23 protein-coding genes, 2 rRNA genes and 1 other RNA gene (1 of these 26 only partly in view) are annotated in these 24,880 nt (G+C 39.0%); 21 read left to right on the top strand and 5 right to left on the bottom strand.

Translation table 11 applies throughout. The annotated features are described in order from the left end of the window. The first annotated feature begins 71 nt into the window (after nt 1-71). The 7 genes from IGJ53_RS11040 to IGJ53_RS11010 all read left to right on the top strand — a co-directional run bounded on the left by IGJ53_RS11040 (nt 72) and on the right by IGJ53_RS11010 (nt 6,802). The gene (locus tag IGJ53_RS11040) at nt 72-1,751 is read left to right on the top strand and encodes a ribonuclease J (protein WP_010732994.1); all 1,680 of its coding nucleotides are present in this window, start codon (nt 72-74) and stop codon (nt 1,749-1,751) included. Between the two features lie 125 nt (nt 1,752-1,876). Next, nucleotides 1,877-2,356 carry a YbaK/EbsC family protein gene (locus IGJ53_RS11035; protein WP_080114473.1) on the top strand — a complete coding sequence of 160 codons (480 nt, stop codon included), beginning with the start codon at nt 1,877-1,879 and terminating at the stop codon, nt 2,354-2,356. A gap of 213 nt (nt 2,357-2,569) precedes the next feature. After that, nucleotides 2,570-3,250 carry a metal-dependent hydrolase gene (locus IGJ53_RS11030; protein ID WP_002373881.1) on the top strand — a complete coding sequence of 227 codons (681 nt, stop codon included), beginning with the start codon at nt 2,570-2,572 and terminating at the stop codon, nt 3,248-3,250. A 7-nt stretch (nt 3,251-3,257) separates the two neighbouring features. Then, nucleotides 3,258-4,589 carry a DRTGG domain-containing protein gene (locus IGJ53_RS11025; protein WP_002291018.1) on the top strand — a complete coding sequence of 444 codons (1,332 nt, stop codon included), beginning with the start codon at nt 3,258-3,260 and terminating at the stop codon, nt 4,587-4,589. Nucleotides 4,590-4,603: 14 nt separating this feature from the next. Continuing rightward, nucleotides 4,604-5,566, top strand: a complete 963-nt coding sequence (locus IGJ53_RS11020; protein ID WP_259741930.1) for a DHH family phosphoesterase — start codon at nt 4,604-4,606, stop codon at nt 5,564-5,566. 111 nt (nt 5,567-5,677) lie between these two features. Then, a complete protein-coding gene (locus tag IGJ53_RS11015) occupies nt 5,678-6,016 on the top strand; it encodes a zinc ribbon domain-containing protein YjdM (protein WP_002291014.1) in 339 nt (112 codons plus the stop codon). 78 nt (nt 6,017-6,094) lie between these two features. Further along, nucleotides 6,095-6,802, top strand: coding sequence for a zinc metallopeptidase (locus IGJ53_RS11010; protein WP_002287139.1), 708 nt, complete (start codon nt 6,095-6,097; stop codon nt 6,800-6,802). A 157-nt stretch (nt 6,803-6,959) separates the two neighbouring features. Here the strand turns inward: IGJ53_RS11010 and IGJ53_RS11005 are convergent, their stop codons facing one another. After that, nucleotides 6,960-8,450, bottom strand: coding sequence for a helix-turn-helix domain-containing protein (locus IGJ53_RS11005; RefSeq protein ID WP_259742316.1), 1,491 nt, complete (start codon nt 8,448-8,450; stop codon nt 6,960-6,962). A 319-nt stretch (nt 8,451-8,769) separates the two neighbouring features. Between IGJ53_RS11005 and IGJ53_RS11000 the strand changes: the two genes are divergently transcribed. The 3 genes from IGJ53_RS11000 to IGJ53_RS10990 all read left to right on the top strand — a co-directional run bounded on the left by IGJ53_RS11000 (nt 8,770) and on the right by IGJ53_RS10990 (nt 11,165). Continuing rightward, complete coding sequence (locus IGJ53_RS11000; RefSeq protein WP_025477330.1) at nt 8,770-9,306, top strand: TetR/AcrR family transcriptional regulator; 537 nt, start codon at nt 8,770-8,772, stop codon at nt 9,304-9,306. A 77-nt stretch (nt 9,307-9,383) separates the two neighbouring features. Next, entirely contained in the window at nt 9,384-10,754 is a 1,371-nt protein-coding gene (locus IGJ53_RS10995; protein WP_259742318.1) for an RsmF rRNA methyltransferase first C-terminal domain-containing protein, read from the top strand. 75 nt (nt 10,755-10,829) lie between these two features. Then, entirely contained in the window at nt 10,830-11,165 is a 336-nt protein-coding gene (locus tag IGJ53_RS10990) for a hypothetical protein (protein WP_010733000.1), read from the top strand. A gap of 80 nt (nt 11,166-11,245) precedes the next feature. Here the strand turns inward: IGJ53_RS10990 and IGJ53_RS10985 are convergent, their stop codons facing one another. Further along, nucleotides 11,246-12,103 (bottom strand): helix-turn-helix domain-containing protein, encoded by an 858-nt coding sequence (locus IGJ53_RS10985; RefSeq protein ID WP_010733001.1) that lies wholly within the window; start codon nt 12,101-12,103, stop codon nt 11,246-11,248. Between the two features lie 106 nt (nt 12,104-12,209). On the opposite strand from IGJ53_RS10985, the gene tadA reads away from it, so the two are divergent. The 6 genes from tadA to IGJ53_RS10955 all read left to right on the top strand — a co-directional run bounded on the left by tadA (nt 12,210) and on the right by IGJ53_RS10955 (nt 16,583). Then, nucleotides 12,210-12,725, top strand: a complete 516-nt coding sequence (gene tadA / locus IGJ53_RS10980; RefSeq protein ID WP_259742319.1) for a tRNA adenosine(34) deaminase TadA — start codon at nt 12,210-12,212, stop codon at nt 12,723-12,725. 21 nt (nt 12,726-12,746) lie between these two features. Then, an RNA gene (gene ffs / locus IGJ53_RS10975) (signal recognition particle sRNA small type) lies at nt 12,747-12,833 on the top strand. 218 nt (nt 12,834-13,051) lie between these two features. Continuing rightward, nucleotides 13,052-14,437 (top strand): bifunctional metallophosphatase/5'-nucleotidase, encoded by a 1,386-nt coding sequence (locus IGJ53_RS10970; protein ID WP_259742320.1) that lies wholly within the window; start codon nt 13,052-13,054, stop codon nt 14,435-14,437. A gap of 36 nt (nt 14,438-14,473) precedes the next feature. After that, on the top strand, nt 14,474-15,151 hold the full coding sequence (locus tag IGJ53_RS10965) for a YutD family protein (RefSeq protein WP_259742321.1): 678 nt from the start codon (nt 14,474-14,476) through the stop codon (nt 15,149-15,151). 3 nt (nt 15,152-15,154) lie between these two features. Then, nucleotides 15,155-15,922, top strand: a complete 768-nt coding sequence (locus IGJ53_RS10960; RefSeq protein ID WP_010733003.1) for a TIGR01457 family HAD-type hydrolase — start codon at nt 15,155-15,157, stop codon at nt 15,920-15,922. Nucleotide 15,923: 1 nt separating this feature from the next. Continuing rightward, nucleotides 15,924-16,583 (top strand): TIGR01906 family membrane protein, encoded by a 660-nt coding sequence (locus tag IGJ53_RS10955; protein ID WP_010733004.1) that lies wholly within the window; start codon nt 15,924-15,926, stop codon nt 16,581-16,583. 26 nt (nt 16,584-16,609) lie between these two features. Here the strand turns inward: IGJ53_RS10955 and IGJ53_RS10950 are convergent, their stop codons facing one another. Both IGJ53_RS10950 and IGJ53_RS10945 read right to left on the bottom strand, forming a co-directional pair. Next, nucleotides 16,610-17,119, bottom strand: coding sequence for a phosphatidylglycerophosphatase A family protein (locus IGJ53_RS10950; RefSeq protein ID WP_010733005.1), 510 nt, complete (start codon nt 17,117-17,119; stop codon nt 16,610-16,612). Nucleotides 17,120-17,229: 110 nt separating this feature from the next. Continuing rightward, a complete protein-coding gene (locus IGJ53_RS10945) occupies nt 17,230-18,228 on the bottom strand; it encodes an NAD(P)/FAD-dependent oxidoreductase (RefSeq protein ID WP_010733006.1) in 999 nt (332 codons plus the stop codon). 211 nt (nt 18,229-18,439) lie between these two features. On the opposite strand from IGJ53_RS10945, the gene IGJ53_RS10940 reads away from it, so the two are divergent. Then, nucleotides 18,440-19,024 carry a peptidylprolyl isomerase gene (locus IGJ53_RS10940; RefSeq protein WP_002290993.1) on the top strand — a complete coding sequence of 195 codons (585 nt, stop codon included), beginning with the start codon at nt 18,440-18,442 and terminating at the stop codon, nt 19,022-19,024. Between the two features lie 75 nt (nt 19,025-19,099). Here IGJ53_RS10940 and IGJ53_RS10935 read toward each other — a convergent pair whose 3' ends face one another. Beyond that, nucleotides 19,100-20,293 (bottom strand): MalY/PatB family protein, encoded by a 1,194-nt coding sequence (locus tag IGJ53_RS10935; protein ID WP_195670355.1) that lies wholly within the window; start codon nt 20,291-20,293, stop codon nt 19,100-19,102. Nucleotides 20,294-20,356: 63 nt separating this feature from the next. Between IGJ53_RS10935 and IGJ53_RS10930 the strand changes: the two genes are divergently transcribed. The 4 genes from IGJ53_RS10930 to IGJ53_RS10915 all read left to right on the top strand — a co-directional run. After that, nucleotides 20,357-20,737 carry a CvfD/Ygs/GSP13 family RNA-binding post-transcriptional regulator gene (locus tag IGJ53_RS10930; protein ID WP_010733008.1) on the top strand — a complete coding sequence of 127 codons (381 nt, stop codon included), beginning with the start codon at nt 20,357-20,359 and terminating at the stop codon, nt 20,735-20,737. A 75-nt stretch (nt 20,738-20,812) separates the two neighbouring features. Further along, entirely contained in the window at nt 20,813-21,175 is a 363-nt protein-coding gene (locus tag IGJ53_RS10925; RefSeq protein WP_002310196.1) for a hypothetical protein, read from the top strand. 698 nt (nt 21,176-21,873) lie between these two features. Further along, nucleotides 21,874-23,434: ribosomal RNA gene (locus IGJ53_RS10920) — 16S ribosomal RNA — on the top strand. 229 nt (nt 23,435-23,663) lie between these two features. Continuing rightward, nucleotides 23,664-24,880: ribosomal RNA gene (locus IGJ53_RS10915) — 23S ribosomal RNA — on the top strand; it runs 1,698 nt beyond the window's last position. The 16S and 23S rRNA genes sit together here, the layout of an rRNA operon.

Genomic DNA, 24,880 nt, shown 5'->3' with positions numbered 1-24,880 from the left:
GGCTCGTAAATTTAGATAAAGAAGAAAATCGACATCTTTAAACTTGGATGTCATAAGAAGAGGTGAAATTTGTGAGTACCATTAAAATTATCCCATTAGGCGGCGTTCGCGAAAATGGAAAAAACATGTATGTCGCAGAAGTGGGCGAGGATATTTTCATATTAGATTGTGGGCTAAAATATCCTGAAAATGAGTTGTTGGGGATCGACGTCGTCATCCCAGATTTTACGTATTTAGAAGAAAACATTGATCGTGTAGCTGGTGTCTTTTTAACACATGGGCACGCAGATGCGATCGGGGCGCTTCCTTACTTGTTGTCGAAAATTTCTGTACCAGTATTTGGAACGGAGTTGACGATCGAGTTAGCAAAATTGAATGTCAGTCGTAACGAAGCAGCCAAAGGATTTAAGGATTTTCATGTGGTAGATGAGCATACAGAAATCGACTTTGGTGAAACAGTAGTGAGCTTTTTCCGTACAACTCACACGATACCAGATTCAGTGGGGATCAATCTGAAAACAAAAGAAGGTAGTATCGTTTACACGGGAGATTTTAAATTTGATCAAACGGCTATCCCGATGTATCAAACAGATTATGCACGATTGGCAGAAATCGGCAAAGAAGGAGTCTTAGCTTTACTGAGTGAATCGGCAAATGCAGAGAATCCTCAACCTGTAGCTTCTGAAGCTCAGATAGCAGATGAAGTATTTGATACGATCAAATATTGGGAAGGACGCATCATCGTCGCCTGTGTAGCAAGTAATTTGCAACGAGTGCAACAAGTATTGGACGCAGCAGAAAAAGCGCAACGAAAAGTTGTTTTGACTGGTCAAGATTTCGAAAGAATTATTCGAACAGCGATGCGTTTAGAAAAACTTCAATTACCAAGTGAAGATTTGCTTGTTACATTGAAAGACATGAAAAACTATGATCCAGAAGAACTGATCATTTTAGAAACTGGCCGAATGGGTGAACCCATCAAGTCTCTGCAAAAAATGGCAAACGGCACACACCGTAATGTCAAGATCGAAGAAGGCGATTTGGTTTATATCACTACTACGCCAAGCATCGCGATGGAAACAATCGTGGCGAAAACGGAAGATATCATTTATCGAGCTGGTGGAACAGTGAAATTGATCTCTGAGAATATGCGCGTTTCTGGTCATGCCAATCCTAATGATTTGCAATTGATGATCAATTTGATGAAGCCAACATATTTTGTGCCAGTTCAAGGGGAATATCGGGAATTAGCTGCTCACGCAGATTTGGCTCATGCAGTAGGGATGCCTTACAAAAATATCTATATTACTGGACGCGGAGATGTGCTGGAATATAAGAACAAGCGTATGAGTGTTGCAGGAACTACAAGTGCAGAAAATGTAATGATTGATGGTTTAGGCATAGGCGATATCGGAAACATTGTTTTACGTGATCGGAAAATCTTATCAGAAGATGGGATTTTCGTAGCGGTTGTCACTATTAGCCGAAGAGAGAAGAAAATCATCTCAAAACCTCAAATCACTTCACGAGGATTCGTTTACGTAAAAGCTAGCCGTGATCTGATGAAAGAAAGTAGCAGTATGATCGAAACAATCGTTGAGAAGCATTTAGAAAGCAATGATTTTGAGTGGAGCAAATTAAAGCAAGATATTCGTGATCAATTAGGTCGTTACTTATTTGAACAAACAAAACGACGCCCTGTGATCTTGCCAGTCATTATGGAAGCTACTCAACGTCGAAATAAGAAATAAACAAAGAGTAAGATGGCTCTCTCTATAGAGTGCTCGTCTTGCTCTTTTTTTTGAGGGAAACAAATGATTTTTGAATACAGTATCCCTCGCTTTATAATAAACGATAGAATAAAGGGAGTGGATCAATGATGAGTCAAACAAAAGTCGAACGTTATTTAGAAGAGCAAAAAATCAGCTACCAACCACTTGATTTTAGTCATATAGTAGAGGGATCTTTCACAGAAGAACTACAAAAAAGAGGGATTGATCCAGCTTTGATATGTAAAACTCTCGTAGTAAAAGGGAACAAAACTGGGGTGATCATCGCATTGATTCCTTTGAATGATCATTTGGATTATAAAAAAACGAGACAAGTGACGAAAGACCGTAAAGTCGGTTTTCCTGGAATGGATTTTGTCTTAACACATACAGGCTATCCTCACGGAGCGAATACCCCTATTGGAATAAAACTCGCACATCCTGATTATTGTTTTTTAGCAGACAGTTCTTTAAAAGAAAAAGAAGAAGTGATTGTGTCGAGCGGTGAAATCGGGAGAAGCCTCCAGATAAAAGTAGCTGATTTAGAAAATCTCGTCCATCCTATTTACGCTGATTTAATTAGTTAAGTGACGAAAAGGGGAGCCAAGCAGAGAGCTCAAACTTGAGATTATATCTGCTTGGTACTTGGTGCATCCTGTATTATCTGTTACAATTGCTTTGTGCATACTGTACTATCAATCCAATGAAAATATATTTAGTAACTATATTTTTTCATTGATATGCAAGTAATGAAATCGGTTTTAATAAAAAAGATACAGAGAAAACGTGAGGTGTAGAATATGAAAATTACGTATCATGGACATTCTTGTTTAACGATTGAAATGGAAAATGGCCAACGTGTGATGATTGACCCGTTTATTACAGGAAACCCATTGTCAGATTTAACTGCAGAAGAAGTAAAGACAGATTGGTTGCTAATTACTCATGGACATAGTGACCATATAGGAGATATGATCCCTATTGCAAAAGAAAATCAAGCCACGGTTATCAGTATTGTTGAGATCGCTGATTATGCAAATAGCAGAGGAGTAGATTCATTCGGTATGAATATCGGCGGAAAACATGCATTTCCATTCGGCACAGTAAAATTCGTACACGCACAGCATAGTTCAAGCTATGAAGTAGACGGTATCGTTCAGTATATGGGTGAGCCTAGCGGAATCATTATCCAAGCAGAAGGCAAAACGATTTATCATGCAGGAGATACAGCTTATTTCAGTGATTTAGGATTGCTTGCAGAGGAATTCGATATTGATGTTGCTTTCTTGCCGATTGGTGATAACTATACGATGGGACCAGAGGATGCGGCTCGGGCTGCACAAACAATTCGTGCCAAGAAAGTCGTTCCAATCCATTACAATACGTTCCCTGTTATTGAACAAGATCCTGAATCTTTTGTAGCATTACTGGAAGGTAGCGAAGGAAAAATAATGAGCGTCTCGGAAACGCTGGAAGTGTAGGCAGAAAATGGCGACAAAACATGATTTGATTTTAGAATATATTGAAAGTTTACCTGTGGGCAATCGAATTTCTGTAAGAAGCATCGCAAAAGAATTGAATGTCAGTGAAGGAACAGCGTACCGTGCAATCAAAGATGCGGAAAATGTCGGACTAGTTTCAACGATTCAACGAGTAGGAACGATCCGTATCGAACGTAAATTAAAAAAACATATTGAACGTTTGACATTTGGCGAAGTCGTCCGGATCATTGAAGGGGACGTTTTAGGTGGTTCGGCAGGATTAGATAAGGTCTTGAATAAATTCGTCATCGGTGCGATGACTAAACATGCCATGGAACGCTATATTACACCAGGATCACTAATGATCGTCGGCAACCGGGCGGAAGTCCAAAAATTAGCATTGGAAGATGGCGCTGCAGTATTGATCACAGGCGGATTTAATACGACTGCTGAGATTGCAAAGCTAGCCGATGAACTTGAAATGCCAATCTTGCGCACCTCTTATGATACATTTACAGTCGCTACCATGATCAACCGAGCATTAAGTGACCAATTGATCAAAAAAGATATCATGCTTGTTAGCGATATCTACATGCCGGCGGAAAAGACACATTATTTGCATCAGATGGATACGATTTCTGATTATCAACGTTTGTCAGAAGAAACGCAACATTCACGTTTTCCAGTCGTTAACCGCCATCACCGTTTGATGGGGATCGTTACGGCAAAAGACGTTTTAGGGAAATCACCAAATCAGATCATTGATCGAGTGATGACGAAAGAACCAATCAGTGTAAAGAAAACAATGAGTATTGCTTCTGTTAGCCATCAAATGATCTGGGATGGGCTGGAAGTCATGCCGGTCGTTTCCGATGACTTGACATTGGAAGGCTTGATTACCCGGCAAGATGTAATGAAGGCGATGCAGCTTGTCCAGCGACAACCGCAGATTGCAGATACGATTTCAGATCAGATATCTGGAAATATCCATACGATTGATACCGATCGCGAAGGGAACCGTTTGGAAAACCCTAAGTTCAAATTTGTAGTGACACCACAAATGGTCAATGGTGTTGGAACCATTTCTTTTGGTGTACTTAGCGAAATCATTTCTGATGTCGCACAAAAAACAATGGTGATGAACCAAAAACGAAATATCTTGATTGAACAAGTGAACCTACATTATTTGCGGCTGATCCAATTGGAAAGCGAGTTGGACATTCGTCCACGTGTATTGGAAATCGGCAGACGTTCCGCTAAATTGGATATCGAAGTATTTATTGAAAATACCATCGTTTCCAAAGCAATCGTTGTTTGTCAAGTAATGGAACGTTCTTAGAAAGCAGGAGTGAAATGACAGTACAGCAAGAAATAGTAGATACAATAAAAAAATACGATAAAATTATTATCCACAGGCATTTGCGTCCTGATCCTGATGCGTTAGGATCACAAGTAGGATTAGCCGAACTATTACGGGAAAGTTTCCCAGAAAAAGAAATACGACAAGTAGGTGAAACGATTGAAGGTCTTCGCTTTTTAGCAGAAATGCAAGAGGTTGAAGATGCCTTCTATCAAGGAGCGCTAGTCATCGTGACCGATACAGCTAATTCACCCAGAATCAGTGATCAAAGATATCAGTTAGCAGAAAAGCTGATCAAAATTGATCATCATCCCAATGATGACCCTTATGGAGATCTTGTGTGGGTAAATACAAAAGCAAGCAGTTGTAGTGAGATGATTGCAGAATTTGCTTTGATGTTTCCTGAATTATTTAAGATGAACGTGGAAGCTGCACGGTTACTTTATGCGGGAATCGTCGGAGATACAGGGCGCTTTTTGTATCCCTCCACGACGTCCCGTACATTAGAGATTGCATCGATATTGAGAAATTATCCATTTGATGCAAGTGCTTTGAATAGAGAGATTGAGCAAATGCCGATGAAAGTCGCTAAACTTTCCGGTTATCTTTATCAAAATATCCAGGTGGATGAAAATGGTGCAGGAAGAATAATCCTTCCGCAAGAAATTCTTGATAAATATGGAATCGATGATTCAGAGACGGCTTCAATCGTTTCTCTTCCTGGAGTGATCGACGAAGTACTAGCTTGGGGTATTTTTGTTCAGCAGTCTTCAGGACATTACCGCGTACGCTTACGTTCTAAGGGACCAGTCATCAATGAATTAGCGAAACGCCATCATGGGGGAGGCCACCCATTAGCAAGTGGTGCGAATGCAAAAGATTTAGCAGAAGTAGAGGAAATCTATAAAGAGATTCAAGACATTTGCCAATCGTATAAGAGTAGAGAAACGAAGTGACAACTTCATTCGAAAACGTTCCTTTTGTGGTAAAAATCACAAATGTATCTTTTCAACATCTTCTTTTTCCGTTACAATAGTGCTCACTAAAGATTTTAAAGGAGAAAGAAGATGACATTACCAAATTGCCCAGAATGCGGCTCAGAGTACACATATGAAGATCGAGGTTTGTTGATTTGCCCAGAATGCGGGAACGAATGGAGCAAAGAAGAACAAAAAACTGTCATAGAAGACGGATTAGTGGTATTAGATGCAAATGGAAACCGTCTGTCAGAAGGCGATAGCGTGACAGTGATCAAAGATTTGAAAGTAAAAGGTGCATCAGGTGCCATTAAACAAGGAACGAAAGTCAAGAACATCCGCTTAGTAGAAGGCGACCATAATATCGATTGCAAGGTAGAAGGATTTGGACCGATGAAACTGAAATCGGAATTTGTGAAAAAAAATTAAAGAATATTCAAGGTCTTTTCACATTTTTTTCTTGCTACTAATGATAAAATAGAGGAAATAAAAAGGAGTGAAACGACAATGTATGGTTATGGAATGTATGGTTTTTTAGATCCGACATTTCTTTTGGTCATTCTTGGATTAGTCATTTCCGGAATTGCGTCAGCTTATGTCAATAGTACTTTCCGCAAATATGATCAAGTGAGAAGCAAAAACAACGTGACTGGTACACAAGCAGCACAATATATATTGCAAAGCCAACAAATAAATAATGTTGGCGTTCAACAAATTGCCGGAGATCTCACAGATAACTACAATTCAGGTAATAAGATGCTGAGCCTGTCTCAAGCGACTGCGCAATCTACTTCAGTTGCTGCGATAGGTGTAGCAGCACATGAATGCGGACATGCGGTGCAAGATGCTTCGGGGTATGTCCCATTGAAGATCCGTGCGGCACTTGTTCCCGCAGCTAACTTTGGTTCGATGATTTCGTTCCCATTGATTATGGTAGGTGTATTGCTTAGTTGGAACTCTACGTTGATCAATATCGGGATTTTTGCTTTTTCTTTAGCGTTACTCTTCCAATTGGTGACATTACCAGTTGAATTCAACGCATCTCGTCGAGCAATCCAAATTTTGAGTGAAGGCGGACTGCTGACGGAAGAAGAAGTACCGATGGCAAGACACGTATTGTTTGCAGCGGCATTGACTTACGTTGCAGCGGCGCTTTCGACATTCTTGCAACTACTGCGTCTGATTTTATTGTTTGGCGGTAACCGAAGAGATTAACATAAAGAGGCTGGGACAGAAGCGTTTAACTCCAAGAAATAAGAAGGAATTCACGAAAATTGCTTTCCAAATTTTTGTGAATTTCAGCTTATTTCCGAAGGAGTTGCTTCTGCTTCCGCCGTTTATACGTGTTTAGAGCGTGAGACAAAAGTGTTCTTTACTTTTGTCCCACGCTCTTTGTTTTATTCTCATATCTTTTTTTCATATACAGTTCTTGAATCTCTTTTATCAACTCACCGAATAATACTGTATCGTGGTTTGTATCTAGATAGAAAGTTTCCGTTTCAGCTGATTTTTTCTCATGCTGATCTGTAATAATCAAATCAGCATGTTCAGGACATTCGATAATCTTGACTGCTTCATTGCGAAATAGTTGCTGTAAATGACTTTGCAGATGGTAATTCCCTGTGAATGGTTTGGTTATCTGCAGGTGGATGAGTAATTGTTCTTTCATTTCTGTTTGTAATAAGTGTTGGATCAATTGACTAAGGTATTGACTTAATTGAACTTTTTTTCTAGAGTTTGAAAAAATTGTGTCAATTTTTTCTCTTAATTTTTTTTCCTGTATAAAAGAAGCTGTTTGATTGGAGGTAGTTTCTGGAAAGCAGAGTGTAGAAAAGCTACTGCTAGATTCACCTAACAGTTCCAAAAGAATAACTGCTAGTACGAGAAAATAAAAATAGATCGGTTTTTTTTCTTCCAAATGATTGATAGGAAACTGTTGAGTTAAGTAAGTCATCAATTGATCGACTTGTTGGCAAATAAGGTTTTTGCTTGTGGAAAATAAGAAACCAATCACCTGTTTTTGTTGGAATGAAATTTGATTTGGAAAAAAACAATAGAAAAAATAATTAAAGTAGGCTCTTTCCGTTTCTACCTCTTCACAGGGATAAATCGCTGAAAAAGAAGTAAAGCATTCTGAATAATCATGTGTACGCTGCAACAAATCCATTAATTCAGTAATTTCAGGAGAAGTTTTCGAAAAACGTGCCTGTTGTCTGTTACGACATATGAATAAAGCAAGTAACAAATAGATGTTTTTTTCTTGTTTTGGATTTTTTTCTCTGTGCTCATCCTTACTTTTCTTTTTTAGTGTATTTAATTCAAGGGAGGAAAACGGCCAATCGTCTCCTTCGAATGTATCTGAAAGAAAAAAATAAAGATATAGGCGGATAGATAATTCGTTTCCTTCAAGAACACAGCAGTTTTGTACAGATACGATCCTTAAATGGAATTTATTTAAGGAATGATTGAGCTGTTTTGTCAGCTTTTCGAGATAGGAGGGCGATATATAAAGTTGTTCAAGTAAATACTTTTTTGGTACAGCAGATTGTGGATAATTAATCAGCAACATTAAATAATTAAAACGATTGGATTCTTTTAGGTAGCATAATCTTAACTTATAAAAAACAGCTAGCTTTTTAGGCTGATCGGTTTCTTTAGTGTGGATCTCTCCTTTATGGTTAGAATAAATAAATTCCTCCATCAATAAAAATTGCTTGAGCGAAAAATTTACTTTCCGAATCAACTCTTTGATTGTCCGTTTTGGAATATGCAATTCATTGGCTAATTCCTGTAAAGAACAATTGTTTTTTTGAATGACCCTGTGCAGAACAAGCAACTCTTTTTTTCTTGCTTCAATTAACATAATAGCCTCCTTTTATTCTGTTTTTGTATATAGTTAGACAAAAACTGTGAGTGGAAAGTCATTTCAGTGTGTGTTATTCTCACAGAGTACCGCCTTTTGTTTGTATATATTGTTATTTAAATCTTGTTATCACCTTGTTTATTCTATTGTTTATTTCATAGGGCATTTTGTCAAGATTTTCTTGTTTAAGAAGTAAATATACTTTATTTTTAATGGATATATCTAAAGTGATTATGAAGGTTGTCAGTAATTATTTCACTATTTTTTTAATTTTATATGTTATTTATTAAAGGGTAGATGAAGAGGGACGGAGGGAAGAATGATGGGGAGAGTAACAAATTATAGTAAAGAATATTTGCTGTTCAAAAGTATGGTATATGTGGAAGAATATGGAATGAAGTCAATTACTGCAAGAGATCTGGCGGATTTCTGTGGGTGCTCTACATATCCGATTTATACACATTTCAAATCGATCAGCGGGTTAAAGGAGAAAATATTAGAAGAAATCACTGTTTGCTTTGAACGATACTTAGCTGAATGCAATTCCAATGATGTTCTAAGCACAGTCTACTTGCTGAAAGATTTTTTTTCTATCCATGAAAGTATCCGTGGAATCATTGCAAAATCTGAATTAGACATGAATTCGCTATTTAAACGGCCATTTTTCTCATACATCAAAAGCCACACGAAAATCAAAGAAGAAAAGTTGCTTGAATTGCTTTGGCTTAATGCATTGGGAAGTTTGAGCTCAGATAATTTTTCTCAAGATTTTTTTGAAACGATGAACGCTGTTTGGGATAAAAACGAGGTGACGGATGAATACTTGGAAAGTATCTTAAAGGACCAGTTATCTTAGGCAGCAACATGAAAAAGTAGATCATCCACCTTTATTTTTCGTAAAAAAGATTGTAAAATGTCTAACGAAACATTTGAATGAAGGAGGAAGCTACAACGTTACCACAGCAATTTATCAAAAAATATCGTCTTCTTTTAGGCGAAGAATCAACTGAATTTTTTTGTGCCCTTGAGCAAGGAAGCGCAAAAAAAGGATTTCGGTGGAACCCACTAAAACCGGCAGGATTGGCTATGGTTCAAACTTACCATAGCGAAGAATTGCAACCCGCTCCCTACAGCAATGAGGGATTTCTTGGCACTGTGAATGGAAAGTCTTTCCTCCATCAAGCTGGGTACGAATATAGCCAAGAACCAAGTGCAATGATCGTTGGAACAGCTGCTGCAGCAAAACCCGGAGAAAAAGTGCTGGATTTGTGTGCAGCTCCCGGCGGTAAATCGACCCAATTAGCTGCTCAAATGAGAGGCAAAGGGTTATTAGTGTCAAATGAGATATTTCCGAAACGCGCGAAGATCCTATCAGAAAATATAGAACGATGGGGAGTTTCGAACGCAATAGTGACAAATCATGCACCTGCAGAGCTTGTTCCTCATTTTTCCGGTTTTTTTGATCGGATCGTGGTTGATGCGCCTTGTTCAGGGGAAGGGATGTTCAGAAAAGACCCGGATGCAGTAAAAGAGTGGACAGAAGAATCTCCGCTACACTGTCAAAAACGTCAGCAAGAGATTTTGTCTTCAGCAATAAAGATGCTAAAACATGAAGGGCAGCTGATCTACTCTACCTGTACGTTTGCACCAGAAGAAAATGAAGAGATTATTAGCTGGCTTGTAGAAAATTACCCAGTAACAATTGAAGAAATCCCTTTGTCTCAAACCGTTAGTTCAGGACGTCCTGAATGGGGAAGCGTAGATGGTTTGGACAAAACAGTACGTATATGGCCTCATGAAAATCAAGGAGAAGGGCATTTTGTCGCGAAGTTGACTTTTCATGGACAAAACCCTACGCGTAAAGAAAAGAAAGTACGTAAGAAACGGAAAGAACAATTGACAAAAGAACAGGAAAAACTTTGGACGGAATTTTCAATGGATTTCCATTATGAAATCACTGGGAGACTTTTAGTGTTCAACGATCATCTTTGGGAAGTTCCTGAGTTGCTCCCTTCTCTTGATGGTTTGAAGGTCATGCGTACAGGTTTGCATTTAGGAGATTTCAAAAAGAATCGATTTGAACCTAGCTATGCCTTAGCACTTGCTATGAAAAAGACAGAAAACATCCCTTGTCTGTCGATCACTCAAAAGGAATGGCAGTCTTACACAGCAGGAGAAACATTTCAACGTGATGGGGATCAAGGATGGGTTTTATTAGTATTGGATAAGATACCTGTCGGTTTTGGTAAACAAGTAAAAGGAACAGTAAAGAACTTTTTTCCTAAAGGATTAAGATTTCGCTGATTTTGATGAGTGGATTAGTTCGTTTATTTTTTTGTCTATGCTATGATTGAAGTAGATAAAAAGGAGCTGATACTTATGAAAACATCAACAAAAGTAACAATTGGATTAAGCGTAGCAGCCGCTGCCAGTGTAGCGACAGCAGTCGTCGTATCGGGAAAAGTAATGGAAAAGATCCATCATATGACTACTCGGACAAAAGTAAAAAAATTCGTCCATGACAAATTCGATGGAAATGAAAAATTGATGGAAATCGTAGATGATCTGTCAGATAGTGACTTGGATTCTTTGATGGGGATGTTAGCAAAAATAAAATCAGGAAAAAAGAAAATCTCTGTTTACGGTGATTCCATCAAAGACTCAACCGAAGACGTAAAAGATCGGCTTATGCATTTTGTTGAAAAAATGATTTAAGAGAAACTAGCTTTTGAACACTATTCATTCGAAATAAGGGGTTATGACAAAATTTTTGTCATAACCCCTTTAACTTATCTTTAATCATGCTCATGAAGCAATAAAAGGTAGCAAAACAGTAAATCATTGGCTTTTTTTAGATTGAAACCTGATTGTTCTTGAAATTTTTCGATTCGATATTTTAGCGTATTCCGATGAAGAAACAGTGTTTTTGCAGCAGAGCTGACATTACCTAATTCATTCCATAATTCTTGAATGATCTCTTCCATTTCATTTTGTTTGATCAGTTCTATGTAACTTTTGATCAACGCACTATCTTTCATGACATCTTTTGTATAGTAATGTAAAGCAACATCTTGCATAGAAAAAGTACGGCTGTGAGTATAGAGATTGTTTTGCTCTGTTAAAAAAATTCTTCTTTCTTCAGCAAACAAAGGGACAAGGTCGCTACCTGGTGAATGAAAAGAACCAACGAATACAGACGTTGTCGTATCAAAATCAGCATCTAAAGATAGAAAAATACCATTGATCTCAGCAGCATCAAGATAATCACAATTTTTTTGTTCGATCAAGAGAGCATCAGTGTCTGTATAAAAGAAGAAATCAGCAGAATAGCGAAATAATTCCAAAATAGTATCTTGCCATTCTTTTTTTAAGAATTCTCCTTTCGATTCGACGTGAAGCTGGATCAAACGAAAGCTTTTTTCTTGGATGCAAGAAGTATCTTTAAAAAGATAGTGATACCATGGATGTTTTTTTTGATCGCTGACTATAGGGAATAACGCTTTCAAAAGACTAGTTTCTTGTTGGGATAGTGAATCGCTTTTAATCCAAATAAAAGCATCATCAACTGCAAAAGAAAGGATATCAGCTTCTGACGCTGGACAGTTTTTTTTCTGTGCTTGTGGGTAAAGAGCAAGTAATTTATTCATTTTCATCTTGTTCACCTCTTGTATTTATTTTACCATAGAAAAAAAAGTTAGTTACAGCCTTTTTGTCATATGCTAAAGTAAAACAAGAAAAAACAAAGGCAGGGAAGGATAATTGGTTAATACAAATCTTGATGCAGTAGATAAAGAAAAATGGATGCGCCTTGCATTGGCAGAAGCAAAAAAAGCAGAAGTGCTCCATGAAGTTCCGATTGGAGCAGTGGTTGTATTAGAGGGAGAAGTGATTGGAAAAGGATATAACCTTAGAGAAACGACACAAGATGCTACTACACATGCAGAAATGCTTGCAATCAAGGAAGCCTGTGAAAAAGTTGGAAGTTGGCGCTTAGAAAATGCGTCGCTTTTTGTTACCTTGGAACCTTGCCCTATGTGCAGTGGCGCGATGATTTTGTCTCGTGTAGCAGAAGTTTATTTCGGTGCATATGACCTGAAAGGCGGAACAGCTGGCACTTTGATGAATCTTTTGGAAGACGAACGATTCAACCATCAAGCGTATGTAGAAGGTGGCATTTTAGAAGACGAATGCGGGAAGATTTTGACTGACTTTTTCCGAAAGCTACGTCAGCGAAAAAAGAAATTAAAAAAAGACTGGTCAACGAATGAAAAATAAGGTATACTATTCTTTGCCGAAAGGCTAGGACAATGGTGGGCTTGTGAAGCGTGTCAGGTCTGGAAGGAAGCAGCACTAAGCAGGTTCCGCCATGTGTCTGATTATAATGAAACGACGACAGACTTTCGGGTCTGTTTTTTTTTATTTCTAGAAATAATTAGGCTGTAAAACTGAATAGTTTTTCGTTCTTTTAGCCAGACTATTTTATCGAATATTATACTTATGTAATTTGCTTTTAGGCAGGAAAAGCTCTGAAATGGAGCTTGTTTCAATGGAAGAAAAAGCTGCCTGTGGTATGATGAAGATAAAGAGAGGCGAGAGGACACATGGAAAAAATAGTGATTTTACATACGAATGATCTGCATTCACATTTAGAAAATTGGCCAAGGATCAGAAGATTCTTAGATCAGCGTAAACGAGAAAACGAAAAGAAAGAAAATACGACAACGATTGCAGTCGATCTAGGTGATTTTGTGGATCGTTGGCATCCATTATCAGAGGCAACGAATGGACAGGCGAATATCTTGCTGATGAATGAAGTTGGTTATGATGCAGCGACGATAGGAAACAATGAAGGCGTAGGAAATTCCAAAGAAGATCTAAACCATTTATATGATCATGCTGAGTTTGATATCATCCTTGATAACTTGTTCGATAAAAATACGTTGCAGCCACCGATATGGACGAAACCGTATAAAATCATTACAACGAAAAACCAGACAAAAATTGGCTTGATTGCATTTACTGCCCCGTTCCCGCTTACGTATAATCCAAATGGCTGGGACATACGCAATCCATATGATATTTTGCCGGAATTAGTCGAAGATTTACGTCCACAAGTGGATGTTTTAGTTTTGATGAGTCATCTCGGGATTCAAGATGATTTACAAATTGCAAAAGAAATACCAGCAATTGATGTTATTTTAGGTTCGCACACCCATCATTTATTCAGAGAAGGTCATGTAGTCAACGATGTCCAAATAGCAGCAGCTGGCAAATACGGTCAGTATGTAGGAGAAGTCCATTTATCCATCGATGAAGAAAAAAAAATCCTTAAGCATTCGGCCAAAGCCATCCCTACAGAAACAATGACAGCTTTTACAGAAGATGAACAAGAAGTAAACGGTTACTTAGAACAGGGGCATGAGCTGCTAAAAGAAAAAGAAGTAGCGGATTTGCCGTTTTCTTTAAGCCTAGATATCTTCAGTGAGCATTCGTTTATCCAAGTAGCCCTTGAGGCGGTGAAAGAACGAGGAAAGACGGACGCCGCAATATTAAACAGTGGTCTGCTTTTAACTGAAATTCCAAAAGGTCGGGTCAACCAGGATCAGCTTCACACGGCATTGCCGCATCCAATGCACTTGCTGAATGTCACATTGGGTGGAAATGATCTGATTCGTTTAGTTTTAGAAATAGAAAAAAATCGTCAGTTTTTACGTAACTATCCGATGAAGGGAATGGGATTTCGCGGCAAGATTTTTGGACAGATGGTCTATAATGGAATCATGTATGACTCCGTTAACCATCAAGTTTTTTGGAAGAATAAGCCAGTCGATCCGACTAAAAATTATACTTTTACTACCGTCGATCATCTAATGTTTGTCCCATTTTTTCCAACGATCGAAATTGTTGGAAAAAATGAATTTTTGTTTCCTGAATTTATCCGAAGCGTGGTAGGAGATTACTTGAAAGCTCACTACCCAATCAAATAAAAACAAGGTATAATAAAAAAGATAGGTGGTGAACGCATGTCTGCAAAACAAAATGAACAGCAGAACGTTGAGCATAAAACAGAAATTGCTAAGAAAAAATCATCAGCTGAACAGGAAACAACAGTCACAGAAGAATTGACAGCTGCTTTGGAAGAAATCGTCGAGGAGCCGAAAGCAGAAAAAGTCAAAGGTGAATTAGTGATGCTGTTAGATGACAGTAATTTTTTGGTAGGTGAAAGACATTATCGGCTTGTGTCCGATTATCGTGAAGGATTTAATGCAGAAAAACTGGGAGAACGATACAGTGATGTACTAGCCCGATATGATTATATCGTAGGAGATTGGGGTTATGAACAACTACGTTTAAAAGGATTCTTCCGAGCGGATAATCGACGGGCGCATCCGGATCAGCGAATTGATTCATTGGAAGACTATCTTTACGAATATTGCAATTTTGGTTGTGCGTATTTTGTCATCGAAAGAATCGGCGGTAAAAAAGAAAAGACAACTCAGCGCCGAAAAAAGAAAAAAAACCATAATCGTGCGTATATCGATGAGAAAAAAGGACCAGTCACATCTAATCGCAAAAAACCGGTTATTAAAAATCGAAAAACAGAGTCAGCAAAAACCTCTGAAAAAGTAAAAAAACAAGAACAATCTAATCAAGTGGAAAAAACAAAAACAGCATTTACGATAAGAAAAAGGGAAGAGTAGTGGATGAATGACTATAAAGGATATTTAATTGATTTAGACGGGACGATTTATCGCGGGACGGAACCTATACCGGCAGGAAAACGGTTTGTGGAAGAATTACAAAAAAGAAAATTGCCTTTCTTATTTGTTACCAATAACACGACTAAGTCGCCAAAAACAGTGGCTAATCGTCTAGCAGATGAGTTTGACATTCATGTAGCACCAGAAACAGTTTATACAGCTACTTTGGCTACAATTGATTTCATGAAAACAGATGGAAAAGGAAAAAAAGTGTATGTTATCGGAGAAGCCGGATTGATTGACTTGATTTTAGCTGCCGGATTTACATGGGAAGAAGAGGTTCCTGACTATGTAGTAGTAGGGCTAGATAATTATTTGACCTATGAAAAGGTCGTCAAAGCAACTCTTGCTATTCAAAAAGGGGCTACTTTCATTGGAACGAATCCGGATAAGAATATCCCTACAGAACGAGGTCTTCTTCCTGGAGCAGGGTCAGTCATCTCTTTCGTCGAGACAGCAACCCAAACTCCACCAATTTATATCGGAAAACCAGAAGCAATCATTATGGATAAAGCCGTTGAAGTATTAGGTCTGCAAAAAGAAGAAGTAATCATGGTTGGAGATAACTATGAAACAGATATCCAAGCAGGGATACGTAATAATATCGATACTTTGCTCGTTTTATCAGGTTTCACAAAAGAAGAAGATGTACCTGGGCTGCCTATCCCAGCTACCTATGTGAAACGATCATTGGATGAATGGAGCTTCTAATATGAAAAATTCGAGATGGCGGTGGTTGGAATATGCCGGATTATTCAGCCTGTTTCTGACGCTGATCAGTTTGGCAGTTGGAGTGACGATCAATTTTCGACCGCTGTATGTATTTGATATCGGACATTTGCATATTTTGGATTATACTTCTTTAGACCAAGAGACATTACTGAAAAATTTTGATCACCTGATGAATTATCTTAATAATCCCTTCCAAACAGTCCTCAGTTTGCCGGACTTTCCAGTTTCTGCTAGCGGAGCTCATCATTTTTATGAAGTGAAAATTTTGTTTTTAGTGGATTATGCTGTATTTTTCATCACTCTGATCCCAAGTATTTTGTTTATCAGATATTTGCAAAAGAATAATCGTCTTTGGCGATTGATTCGTCCGTTTCAGATTGGCATGTTGCTGCCAGTTATTTTCGGTTTTTTCATGATGATTGGATTTGATCGCTTTTTTATCCTTTTTCATGAAACGTTTTTCAACAACGATGACTGGTTATTCGATCCTGTGACTGATCCAATCATCAATGTACTTCCAGAAGAATTTTTCATGCATAGCTTTATCTTGTTCTTTGTAGTATTAGAAGTATTTTTTGCTATTTTTCTTTTCTTAGGGAAAAATAGCTTGAAACAAACAAAAAAGAAAGAACTCGTCTAAATAGACGTTTTCTTTCTTTTTTTGATTTATTGAGTAAGTCGACTTCTTTTTTCTGGTTCTTTGTGTGCTAATCGACTGGCAGCAGCAGCGGCGATTGCTCCGACGATATCATCTAAGAAGGTATGGACATGAACGCCATCGTGGCTGTTTAGTTCTTTTAAAATACCAGGTTTCACTTTATCGATATAGCCATAGTTCGTAAAGCCAATCGTACCGTAAACATTCACGATTGATAAAGCTAAGATTTCATCGATACCATAAAGACCTTCGTCATCTTCGATAATGTGTTGCAACGGATCCATCAATCTTTTCTTTTCTGCTAATATATCTAATTGGATTCCGGTGATAATGGCGTTATGTACTTCACGTTTTGTTAATACGCTGTTGACACTTTCAGTACAATTTGCCAAAGTCAAATCAGAAATATAGTCTTTTTGTAAAAACATGACAAGTTGTGCGATATCTTCGATACTCACGCCACGTTCTTTCAATAGTTCTCTTGCTTTTTCTTCTAAAGTCTCAGTTTTGACGACCATATTATTGCTCCCCCTTTATTTTTCTTTCTCTATTTCATGTTAACGGAACATGAAAAAAATGCAAGAAACTGCTTTCGGATCTCGCTTGAAATGCAGAGGAATCTAAAAAATCAACTAGGACGAAGATTTTTATCATATAAGCTTGTGCTGTGACCAGGCTGAGTCCGTTCTTTTGGATTAATGTAGTGTAAAGCATTGTTCACTGCGGTAGGTGCTTCACCGAGCCCAGTAGCAATCAGTTTCACTTTTCCTTCATAGGTACAGATATCACCAGCTGCATAAACACCTAGAATAGAAGTAGACATATCTGATTTTACAGTGATGGCATTTCTGGTACTATCAAGTCCCCAAGAAGAGAGATGTTCTAAATTAGAAGTGAATCCATAATTAACGATCAGAGCATCAATCATCAAATCAATTGTTTCATCGCTCTTTACTTTTTTTAAGCGGATGTCTGACAGTTCTCCATCGTTGCCAGACAATCCATCGATTAGATATGGAGTAAGCAAGTTGACAGATGAAGACTTCAAACGTGATACGCTATGTTCATGCGCACGGAATTCCGGACGACGATGGATCAGGTAAACTTCGCTTGCAATAGGCTCTAACATCAATGCCCAATCGATAGCAGAATCGCCGCCTCCAGCAATAGCAACTTTTTTTCCGGCATATTTCATCAAATCATTTACGAAATAATCCAATCCGTGGTTTTCGAATGCTTCAGCATTATCTAAATTCAATTTTCTTGGCTGGAATGAACCATTTCCTAAAGCTAAAATGACTGCTTTAGAATAATGTATGCCTTTATTTGTAGTGATCTCGATAACTTCGTCTTCACGAGTAAGCGAGAGAACTTCTTCTTTTAAATGAAATGTATGGTTAAAAGTAGTTAACTGTTTTTCTAATTGATCGATTAATTCACTTGCTTTGATTGCTGGATAACCTGGGATATCGTAAATATATTTTTCAGGATATAATGTTGCTAATTGACCACCAAGTTGAGGTAGACTGTCAATGATTTTTGTTTTAGCTTGGCGCATTCCTGCATAAAAAGCGGCAAACATCCCCACAGGACCTGCACCGATAATTGTAATGTCATAGATTTCCATAAAAAATTCCTCCCTTTTCACACTATAGCAGAATTTAATTGAGAATGCTTCTCAAAAATATTTGAAGTTGAAATGGTCAGTCATAGAATTTATTCATGGAATGCAGGCAGTGATGAAAAAAATAAAGAAAAACAAATCTAGTATTTTTACGGAAGGTTAGGTATTATGTTATTATTATTTATGAAGTATGCAAATAATAGGAGGAAACAATATGGGATTCCCACAACTAGATTTAAAAAGTGAAAAAGGACCAAAAGCTGTTATCAAAACAAACCGTGGTGACATTACTGTTCAATTATTCCCTGAACTAGCACCGAAGACAGTTCAAAATTTCATTGAACTTTCCAAAAAAGGTTATTATGATGGCGTGATTTTTCACCGTGTTATTCCTGATTTCATGATTCAAGGCGGCGATCCAACTGGAACAGGGATGGGTGGAGAAAGTATTTATGGCGAAAGTTTTGAAGATGAATTCAGTCGTGAACTGTTCAACCTTCGCGGAGCTTTATCTATGGCAAATTCAGGTCCAAACACAAACGGAAGCCAATTCTTTATTGTAAATAACACAAATGTGCCAGCTAATATGCTTGGACAATTAGAAGGTGCTGGATTCCCATCAGAAATCATTGAAGCGTATAAAGGTGGCGGAACTCCTTGGCTAGATTTCCGGCATACAGTCTTTGGACATGTACTAGAAGGGATGGACACAGTAGATGAAATCGCAAATGTACAACGTGGTCCACAAGACCGACCTGTACATGACGTAGTGATTGAAACAATCGAAATTTCAGAATAGTTTGGTATGATACGGAGTATTTATAGAAAAGGACGAAACCTAGTAAGGTCTCGTCCTTTTACTTTGATAACTGATTTATTCAGTTGTTTCTAAAGCGTGCTTGATTCGATGAAGTCCTTCTAGTAAAGTCTCTTCTGGACAAGCAATATTCAAGCGCATATGTCCATGACCGGAAGGACCAAATGTGATACCAGGATTTAATACGACTTTTCCTTTTCTCACTAGAGTATTCTCTAATTTCTGGTCGTCTGAAATATAAGCGGTAAAATCCAACCACATTAAATAAGTTCCTTCAGGGCTCATGATTCTCACTTTCGGAAGATGCTGTTCAAAAAACTGATTAACTGTTTGAACATTTTTTTCTAGATAAGGAATCAGTTGGCTTAACCATTCTCCACCAGTCTCATAAGCCGCTTGAGTCCCAATCAAACCAAAAGTGTTGATTTCGTGCTGTTGATTCATCACTAAATGTTTTTCAAATTTAGCTTTCAGCTCTGGATTTTTGATAAATACCATTGAATTTTTGATTGCAGCTAAATTGAAAGTCTTTGTTGCAGAAGTAAAGGCAACGAGCAAATCATCCAAATCGGGATTAATCGTCAGCATGGAAGTAAATGTATGATCGAATAAAGTCAAATCTTGATGGATTTCGTCACTAAACAGAAACACTCGATGCTTTAAACACAATTCGCTTAACTGTTTCAATTCTTCTTTGCTCCAAACGCGACCTCCTGGATTATGAGGATTGCACAAGATCATTGCTTTTACATTGTTTTCTTCTATTTTTTTCTCCATGTCAGAAAAGTCCATGACAAAATGGTTATTTTTTTCTAGCAAAGAGCTTCGAACAATGTGACGTTGATTTGTTTCTATAATAGAGGAAAATGGAGGATAAACTGGGTCATGAATCAAAATAGAATCGCCTGGTTTTGTAAAAGTTTGTACTGCTGCAGCTAAACTAGTCAACACACCACTTGTAAAAACAATATTTTCTTTCGTCAACTCAACAGCATGGCGTTGACGTTCCCAATGAATGATAGCCTGATAGAGTTTATCAGACAGAGTGGCATAACCAAAGATTCCGTGTTTGATGTATTCACTAAACGCATTAGCTACCCCCTCGGGAGATAAGAAATCCATATCTGCTACCCATAAAGGAAGTAAATCATCCATTTGATATGTCTCGGCAATCGCATCCCATTTTACACTTTCTGTATCTTTTCTTGAAATCTTTTTATCAAATTCGATCATCTCAATACCTCCAGTCATTTTCGTCGCTTCTTTTTTTGCGCTATTTACAGTATAATGATAAATGCGAAGAGAGGGAAGTAGATGACTTATAAAATTGGACAAATAATTGAAGGAAAAGTAACAGGGATACAGCCTTATGGGGCATTCGTCTCTCTTGATAATGAGACGCAAGGACTTATTCATGTTTCGGAAGTACAATCCGGTTATACGAAAAATATCCATTCATTGTTAAAAGTCGGGCAGCCAGTAACCGTTCAGATCATCGACATTGATGAATATTCCAAAAAAATCAGTTTATCTTTAAGAACATTAGAAAAAACAAATTCAGCTGTTCCTTATCGTAGAAAAAGATATTTCACGAATAAAAATCGTAAAATCGGTTTTGCCACTATTGCGGAGCAGTTACCTATTTGGATAGAAGAAGCGTTATCTGAATTAGAACGGAAAGAAAATAAGAAATAAAAAGTGTGTATTTTTTCTGAAAATGTGCTAGAATTTTTATGTAAGCCATAGAACAAGGTGATCGAGGTGGAAATTTTGGCAAGCAAAAGAGTTGCTGGTACAATTATGTTGCATTTGGAGGATGGTTCTAAAAAATTTTTGGTCCATTCAATTGATGACAAGTTGGAATTTGCGTTAGCGGAACTTTCTGAAGGGAAGACTGGTTTAGCGAATATACTTAATTTCTTAAAAGAAATAGTTCATATCGATGTTAGCAAGATTAGTTTGATGGAATTGACAAATACACATATTAATCAGGAAAATGTTCCGTTGTTTGTCTTTGAGACTGAACAAAAGAATCAAAGAGAAGAATTAGGCGAAGGATATATTTGGGAAGAACCAGGTCAAATGCGCTCTGTTCTTGGAACTTACGAAGTAGAGGGAGTGCCTTTCTTCTAAAATACAGATTAAGCGAACAAAGAAGTTTGAATTTTTTTCAAACTTCTTTTTTTATTGTTTGATCCAAAAAAGACAATGAAATGTTCTGCTATAGATAATTTTTTAGTGCATTTTGTTTTCAAAATATGTAGAAAACGTTTGTATAACGAATAATAATAATTGAGCGAAAAATCATTTCACAAAGTAATGCTTAATTTATAGTTGACCAAGGAAGAAATACATGATAAATTTAACAGCGTTGATTCTGAAGTGGACGTTATATCACGTTTCTGAAAAAACTTAAAAAATAGTTATTGACATGTTGATGATGACATGATAAGATAACTGAGTCGTTAAAAAAGAACAGCTTGCGAAGCTTGATTCTATCGAAAAAAACTTCAAAAAAGTTCTTGACAAATAACAAACGATAAGTTATGATAAATGAGTTGCCGAAAGATTTCGAAAAACGAAATCGAAAAAACTTTTAAAAAAGAGTTGACAATCACTTGTCACTCTGATATGATATAAAAGTTGCTACGGCAGCCAAAAACAAATCGGAAAAACACTTCCGATGAAGTAGACCTTTGAAAACTGAACAAAGTAAGACAAACCAAATGTGTAGGGCGTCTTGATTCAATTCAAGACAACAAACATTTTTAACAAGCAAGCAATATGCTAGCAAACAAATTGAGCTTAACAATCGCAAGATTGTTCGAACTTTTTATGAGAGTTTGATCCTGGCTCAGGACGAACGCTGGCGGCGTGCCTAATACATGCAAGTCGTACGCTTCTTTTTCCACCGGAGCTTGCTCCACCGGAAAAAGAAGAGTGGCGAACGGGTGAGTAACACGTGGGTAACCTGCCCATCAGAAGGGGATAACACTTGGAAACAGGTGCTAATACCGTATAACAATCGAAACCGCATGGTTTTGATTTGAAAGGCGCTTTCGGGTGTTGCTGATGGATGGACCCGCGGTGCATTAGCTAGTTGGTGAGGTAACGGCTCACCAAGGCCACGATGCATAGCCGACCTGAGAGGGTGATCGGCCACATTGGGACTGAGACACGGCCCAAACTCCTACGGGAGGCAGCAGTAGGGAATCTTCGGCAATGGACGAAAGTCTGACCGAGCAACGCCGCGTGAGTGAAGAAGGTTTTCGGATCGTAAAACTCTGTTGTTAGAGAAGAACAAGGATGAGAGTAACTGTTCATCCCTTGACGGTATCTAACCAGAAAGCCACGGCTAACTACGTGCCAGCAGCCGCGGTAATACGTAGGTGGCAAGCGTTGTCCGGATTTATTGGGCGTAAAGCGAGCGCAGGCGGTTTCTTAAGTCTGATGTGAAAGCCCCCGGCTCAACCGGGGAGGGTCATTGGAAACTGGGAGACTTGAGTGCAGAAGAGGAGAGTGGAATTCCATGTGTAGCGGTGAAATGCGTAGATATATGGAGGAACACCAGTGGCGAAGGCGGCTCTCTGGTCTGTAACTGACGCTGAGGCTCGAAAGCGTGGGGAGCAAACAGGATTAGATACCCTGGTAGTCCACGCCGTAAACGATGAGTGCTAAGTGTTGGAGGGTTTCCGCCCTTCAGTGCTGCAGCTAACGCATTAAGCACTCCGCCTGGGGAGTACGACCGCAAGGTTGAAACTCAAAGGAATTGACGGGGGCCCGCACAAGCGGTGGAGCATGTGGTTTAATTCGAAGCAACGCGAAGAACCTTACCAGGTCTTGACATCCTTTGACCACTCTAGAGATAGAGCTTCCCCTTCGGGGGCAAAGTGACAGGTGGTGCATGGTTGTCGTCAGCTCGTGTCGTGAGATGTTGGGTTAAGTCCCGCAACGAGCGCAACCCTTATTGTTAGTTGCCATCATTCAGTTGGGCACTCTAGCAAGACTGCCGGTGACAAACCGGAGGAAGGTGGGGATGACGTCAAATCATCATGCCCCTTATGACCTGGGCTACACACGTGCTACAATGGGAAGTACAACGAGTTGCGAAGTCGCGAGGCTAAGCTAATCTCTTAAAGCTTCTCTCAGTTCGGATTGCAGGCTGCAACTCGCCTGCATGAAGCCGGAATCGCTAGTAATCGCGGATCAGCACGCCGCGGTGAATACGTTCCCGGGCCTTGTACACACCGCCCGTCACACCACGAGAGTTTGTAACACCCGAAGTCGGTGAGGTAACCTTTTTGGAGCCAGCCGCCTAAGGTGGGATAGATGATTGGGGTGAAGTCGTAACAAGGTAGCCGTATCGGAAGGTGCGGCTGGATCACCTCCTTTCTAAGGAATATTACGGAGACTACACAATTTGTTTTTACTTTGTTCAGTTTTGAGAGGTTTACTCTCAAACACTTTTGTTCATTGAAAACTGGATATTTGAAGTAAATGTAAGTAATACAAACCGAGAACACCGCGTTGAATGAGTTTTTTAATAAGTTCAATTGCTTATTTTCTTGATCTAACTTCTATCGCTAGAAGAAGGATCAAAACCCAACCGCAAGGTTGATAAGGTTAAGTGAATAAGGGCGCACGGTGGATGCCTTGGCACTAGGAGCCGATGAAGGACGGGACTAACACCGATATGCTTTGGGGAGCTGTACGTAAGCTATGATCCAGAGATTTCCGAATGGGGGAACCCAGCATCTTTAATAGGATGTTACGATTGTGTGAATACATAGCACATTCGAGGTAGACGCAGAGAACTGAAACATCTAAGTACCTGCAGGAAGAGAAAGAAAATTCGATTCCCTGAGTAGCGGCGAGCGAAACGGGAAAAGCCCAAACCAACAAGCTTGCTTGTTGGGGTTGTAGGACTCCAATATGGTAGTTCTTTCAGATAGTCGAATGACTTGGAAAAGTCAGTCAAAGAGGGTAAAAACCCCGTAGACGAAATGTGGAAGACACCTAGGAGGATCCTGAGTACGGCGGAACACGAGAAATTCCGTCGGAATCCGGGAGGACCATCTCCCAAGGCTAAATACTCCCTAGTGACCGATAGTGAACCAGTACCGTGAGGGAAAGGTGAAAAGCACCCCGGAAGGGGAGTGAAATAGAACCTGAAACCGTGTGCCTACAACAAGTCAAAGCCCGTTAATGGGTGATGGCGTGCCTTTTGTAGAATGAACCGGCGAGTTACGATTGCATGCGAGGTTAAGTTGAAGAGACGGAGCCGCAGCGAAAGCGAGTCTGAATAGGGCGTTTGAGTATGTAGTCGTAGACCCGAAACCATGTGATCTACCCATGTCCAGGTTGAAGGTGCGGTAAAACGCACTGGAGGACCGAACCCACGTACGTTGAAAAGTGCGGGGATGAGGTGTGGGTAGCGGAGAAATTCCAAACGAACTTGGAGATAGCTGGTTCTCTCCGAAATAGCTTTAGGGCTAGCCTCGGAATTGAGAATGATGGAGGTAGAGCACTGTTTGGACTAGGGGCCCATCTCGGGTTACCGAATTCAGATAAACTCCGAATGCCATTCATTCATATCCGGGAGTCAGACTGTGAGTGATAAGATCCATAGTCGAAAGGGAAACAGCCCAGACCACCAGCTAAGGTCCCAAAATATATGTTAAGTGGAAAAGGATGTGGGGTTGCACAGACAACTAGGATGTTGGCTTAGAAGCAGCCACCATTTAAAGAGTGCGTAATAGCTCACTAGTCGAGTGACCCTGCGCCGAAAATGTACCGGGGCTAAACATATTACCGAAGCTGTGGAGTACACCTTTAGGT

The sequence above is a fragment of the Enterococcus sp. DIV1283b genome (assembly GCF_051710965.1).
Classification (GTDB): domain Bacteria; phylum Bacillota; class Bacilli; order Lactobacillales; family Enterococcaceae; genus Enterococcus_B; species Enterococcus_B lactis.
This window is presented reverse-complemented; position numbering and strand designations above follow the sequence as displayed.

Coding starts and splice junctions, on each gene's coding strand:
- IGJ53_RS11035 (WP_080114473.1), top strand. CDS start 1,877: ATGATGAGTCAAACAAAAGTCGAACGTTATTTAGAAGAGCAAAAAATC.
- IGJ53_RS11030 (WP_002373881.1), top strand. CDS start 2,570: ATGAAAATTACGTATCATGGACATTCTTGTTTAACGATTGAAATGGAA.
- IGJ53_RS11025 (WP_002291018.1), top strand. CDS start 3,258: ATGGCGACAAAACATGATTTGATTTTAGAATATATTGAAAGTTTACCT.
- IGJ53_RS11020 (WP_259741930.1), top strand. CDS start 4,604: ATGACAGTACAGCAAGAAATAGTAGATACAATAAAAAAATACGATAAA.
- IGJ53_RS11015 (WP_002291014.1), top strand. CDS start 5,678: ATGACATTACCAAATTGCCCAGAATGCGGCTCAGAGTACACATATGAA.
- IGJ53_RS11010 (WP_002287139.1), top strand. CDS start 6,095: ATGTATGGTTATGGAATGTATGGTTTTTTAGATCCGACATTTCTTTTG.
- IGJ53_RS11005 (WP_259742316.1), bottom strand. CDS start 8,450: ATGTTAATTGAAGCAAGAAAAAAAGAGTTGCTTGTTCTGCACAGGGTC.
- IGJ53_RS11000 (WP_025477330.1), top strand. CDS start 8,770: ATGATGGGGAGAGTAACAAATTATAGTAAAGAATATTTGCTGTTCAAA.
- IGJ53_RS10995 (WP_259742318.1), top strand. CDS start 9,384: ATGAAGGAGGAAGCTACAACGTTACCACAGCAATTTATCAAAAAATAT.
- IGJ53_RS10990 (WP_010733000.1), top strand. CDS start 10,830: ATGAAAACATCAACAAAAGTAACAATTGGATTAAGCGTAGCAGCCGCT.
- IGJ53_RS10985 (WP_010733001.1), bottom strand. CDS start 12,103: ATGAAAATGAATAAATTACTTGCTCTTTACCCACAAGCACAGAAAAAA.
- IGJ53_RS10970 (WP_259742320.1), top strand. CDS start 13,052: ATGGAAAAAATAGTGATTTTACATACGAATGATCTGCATTCACATTTA.
- IGJ53_RS10965 (WP_259742321.1), top strand. CDS start 14,474: ATGTCTGCAAAACAAAATGAACAGCAGAACGTTGAGCATAAAACAGAA.
- IGJ53_RS10960 (WP_010733003.1), top strand. CDS start 15,155: ATGAATGACTATAAAGGATATTTAATTGATTTAGACGGGACGATTTAT.
- IGJ53_RS10955 (WP_010733004.1), top strand. CDS start 15,924: ATGAAAAATTCGAGATGGCGGTGGTTGGAATATGCCGGATTATTCAGC.
- IGJ53_RS10950 (WP_010733005.1), bottom strand. CDS start 17,119: ATGGTCGTCAAAACTGAGACTTTAGAAGAAAAAGCAAGAGAACTATTG.
- IGJ53_RS10945 (WP_010733006.1), bottom strand. CDS start 18,228: ATGGAAATCTATGACATTACAATTATCGGTGCAGGTCCTGTGGGGATG.
- IGJ53_RS10940 (WP_002290993.1), top strand. CDS start 18,440: ATGGGATTCCCACAACTAGATTTAAAAAGTGAAAAAGGACCAAAAGCT.
- IGJ53_RS10935 (WP_195670355.1), bottom strand. CDS start 20,293: ATGACTGGAGGTATTGAGATGATCGAATTTGATAAAAAGATTTCAAGA.
- IGJ53_RS10930 (WP_010733008.1), top strand. CDS start 20,357: ATGACTTATAAAATTGGACAAATAATTGAAGGAAAAGTAACAGGGATA.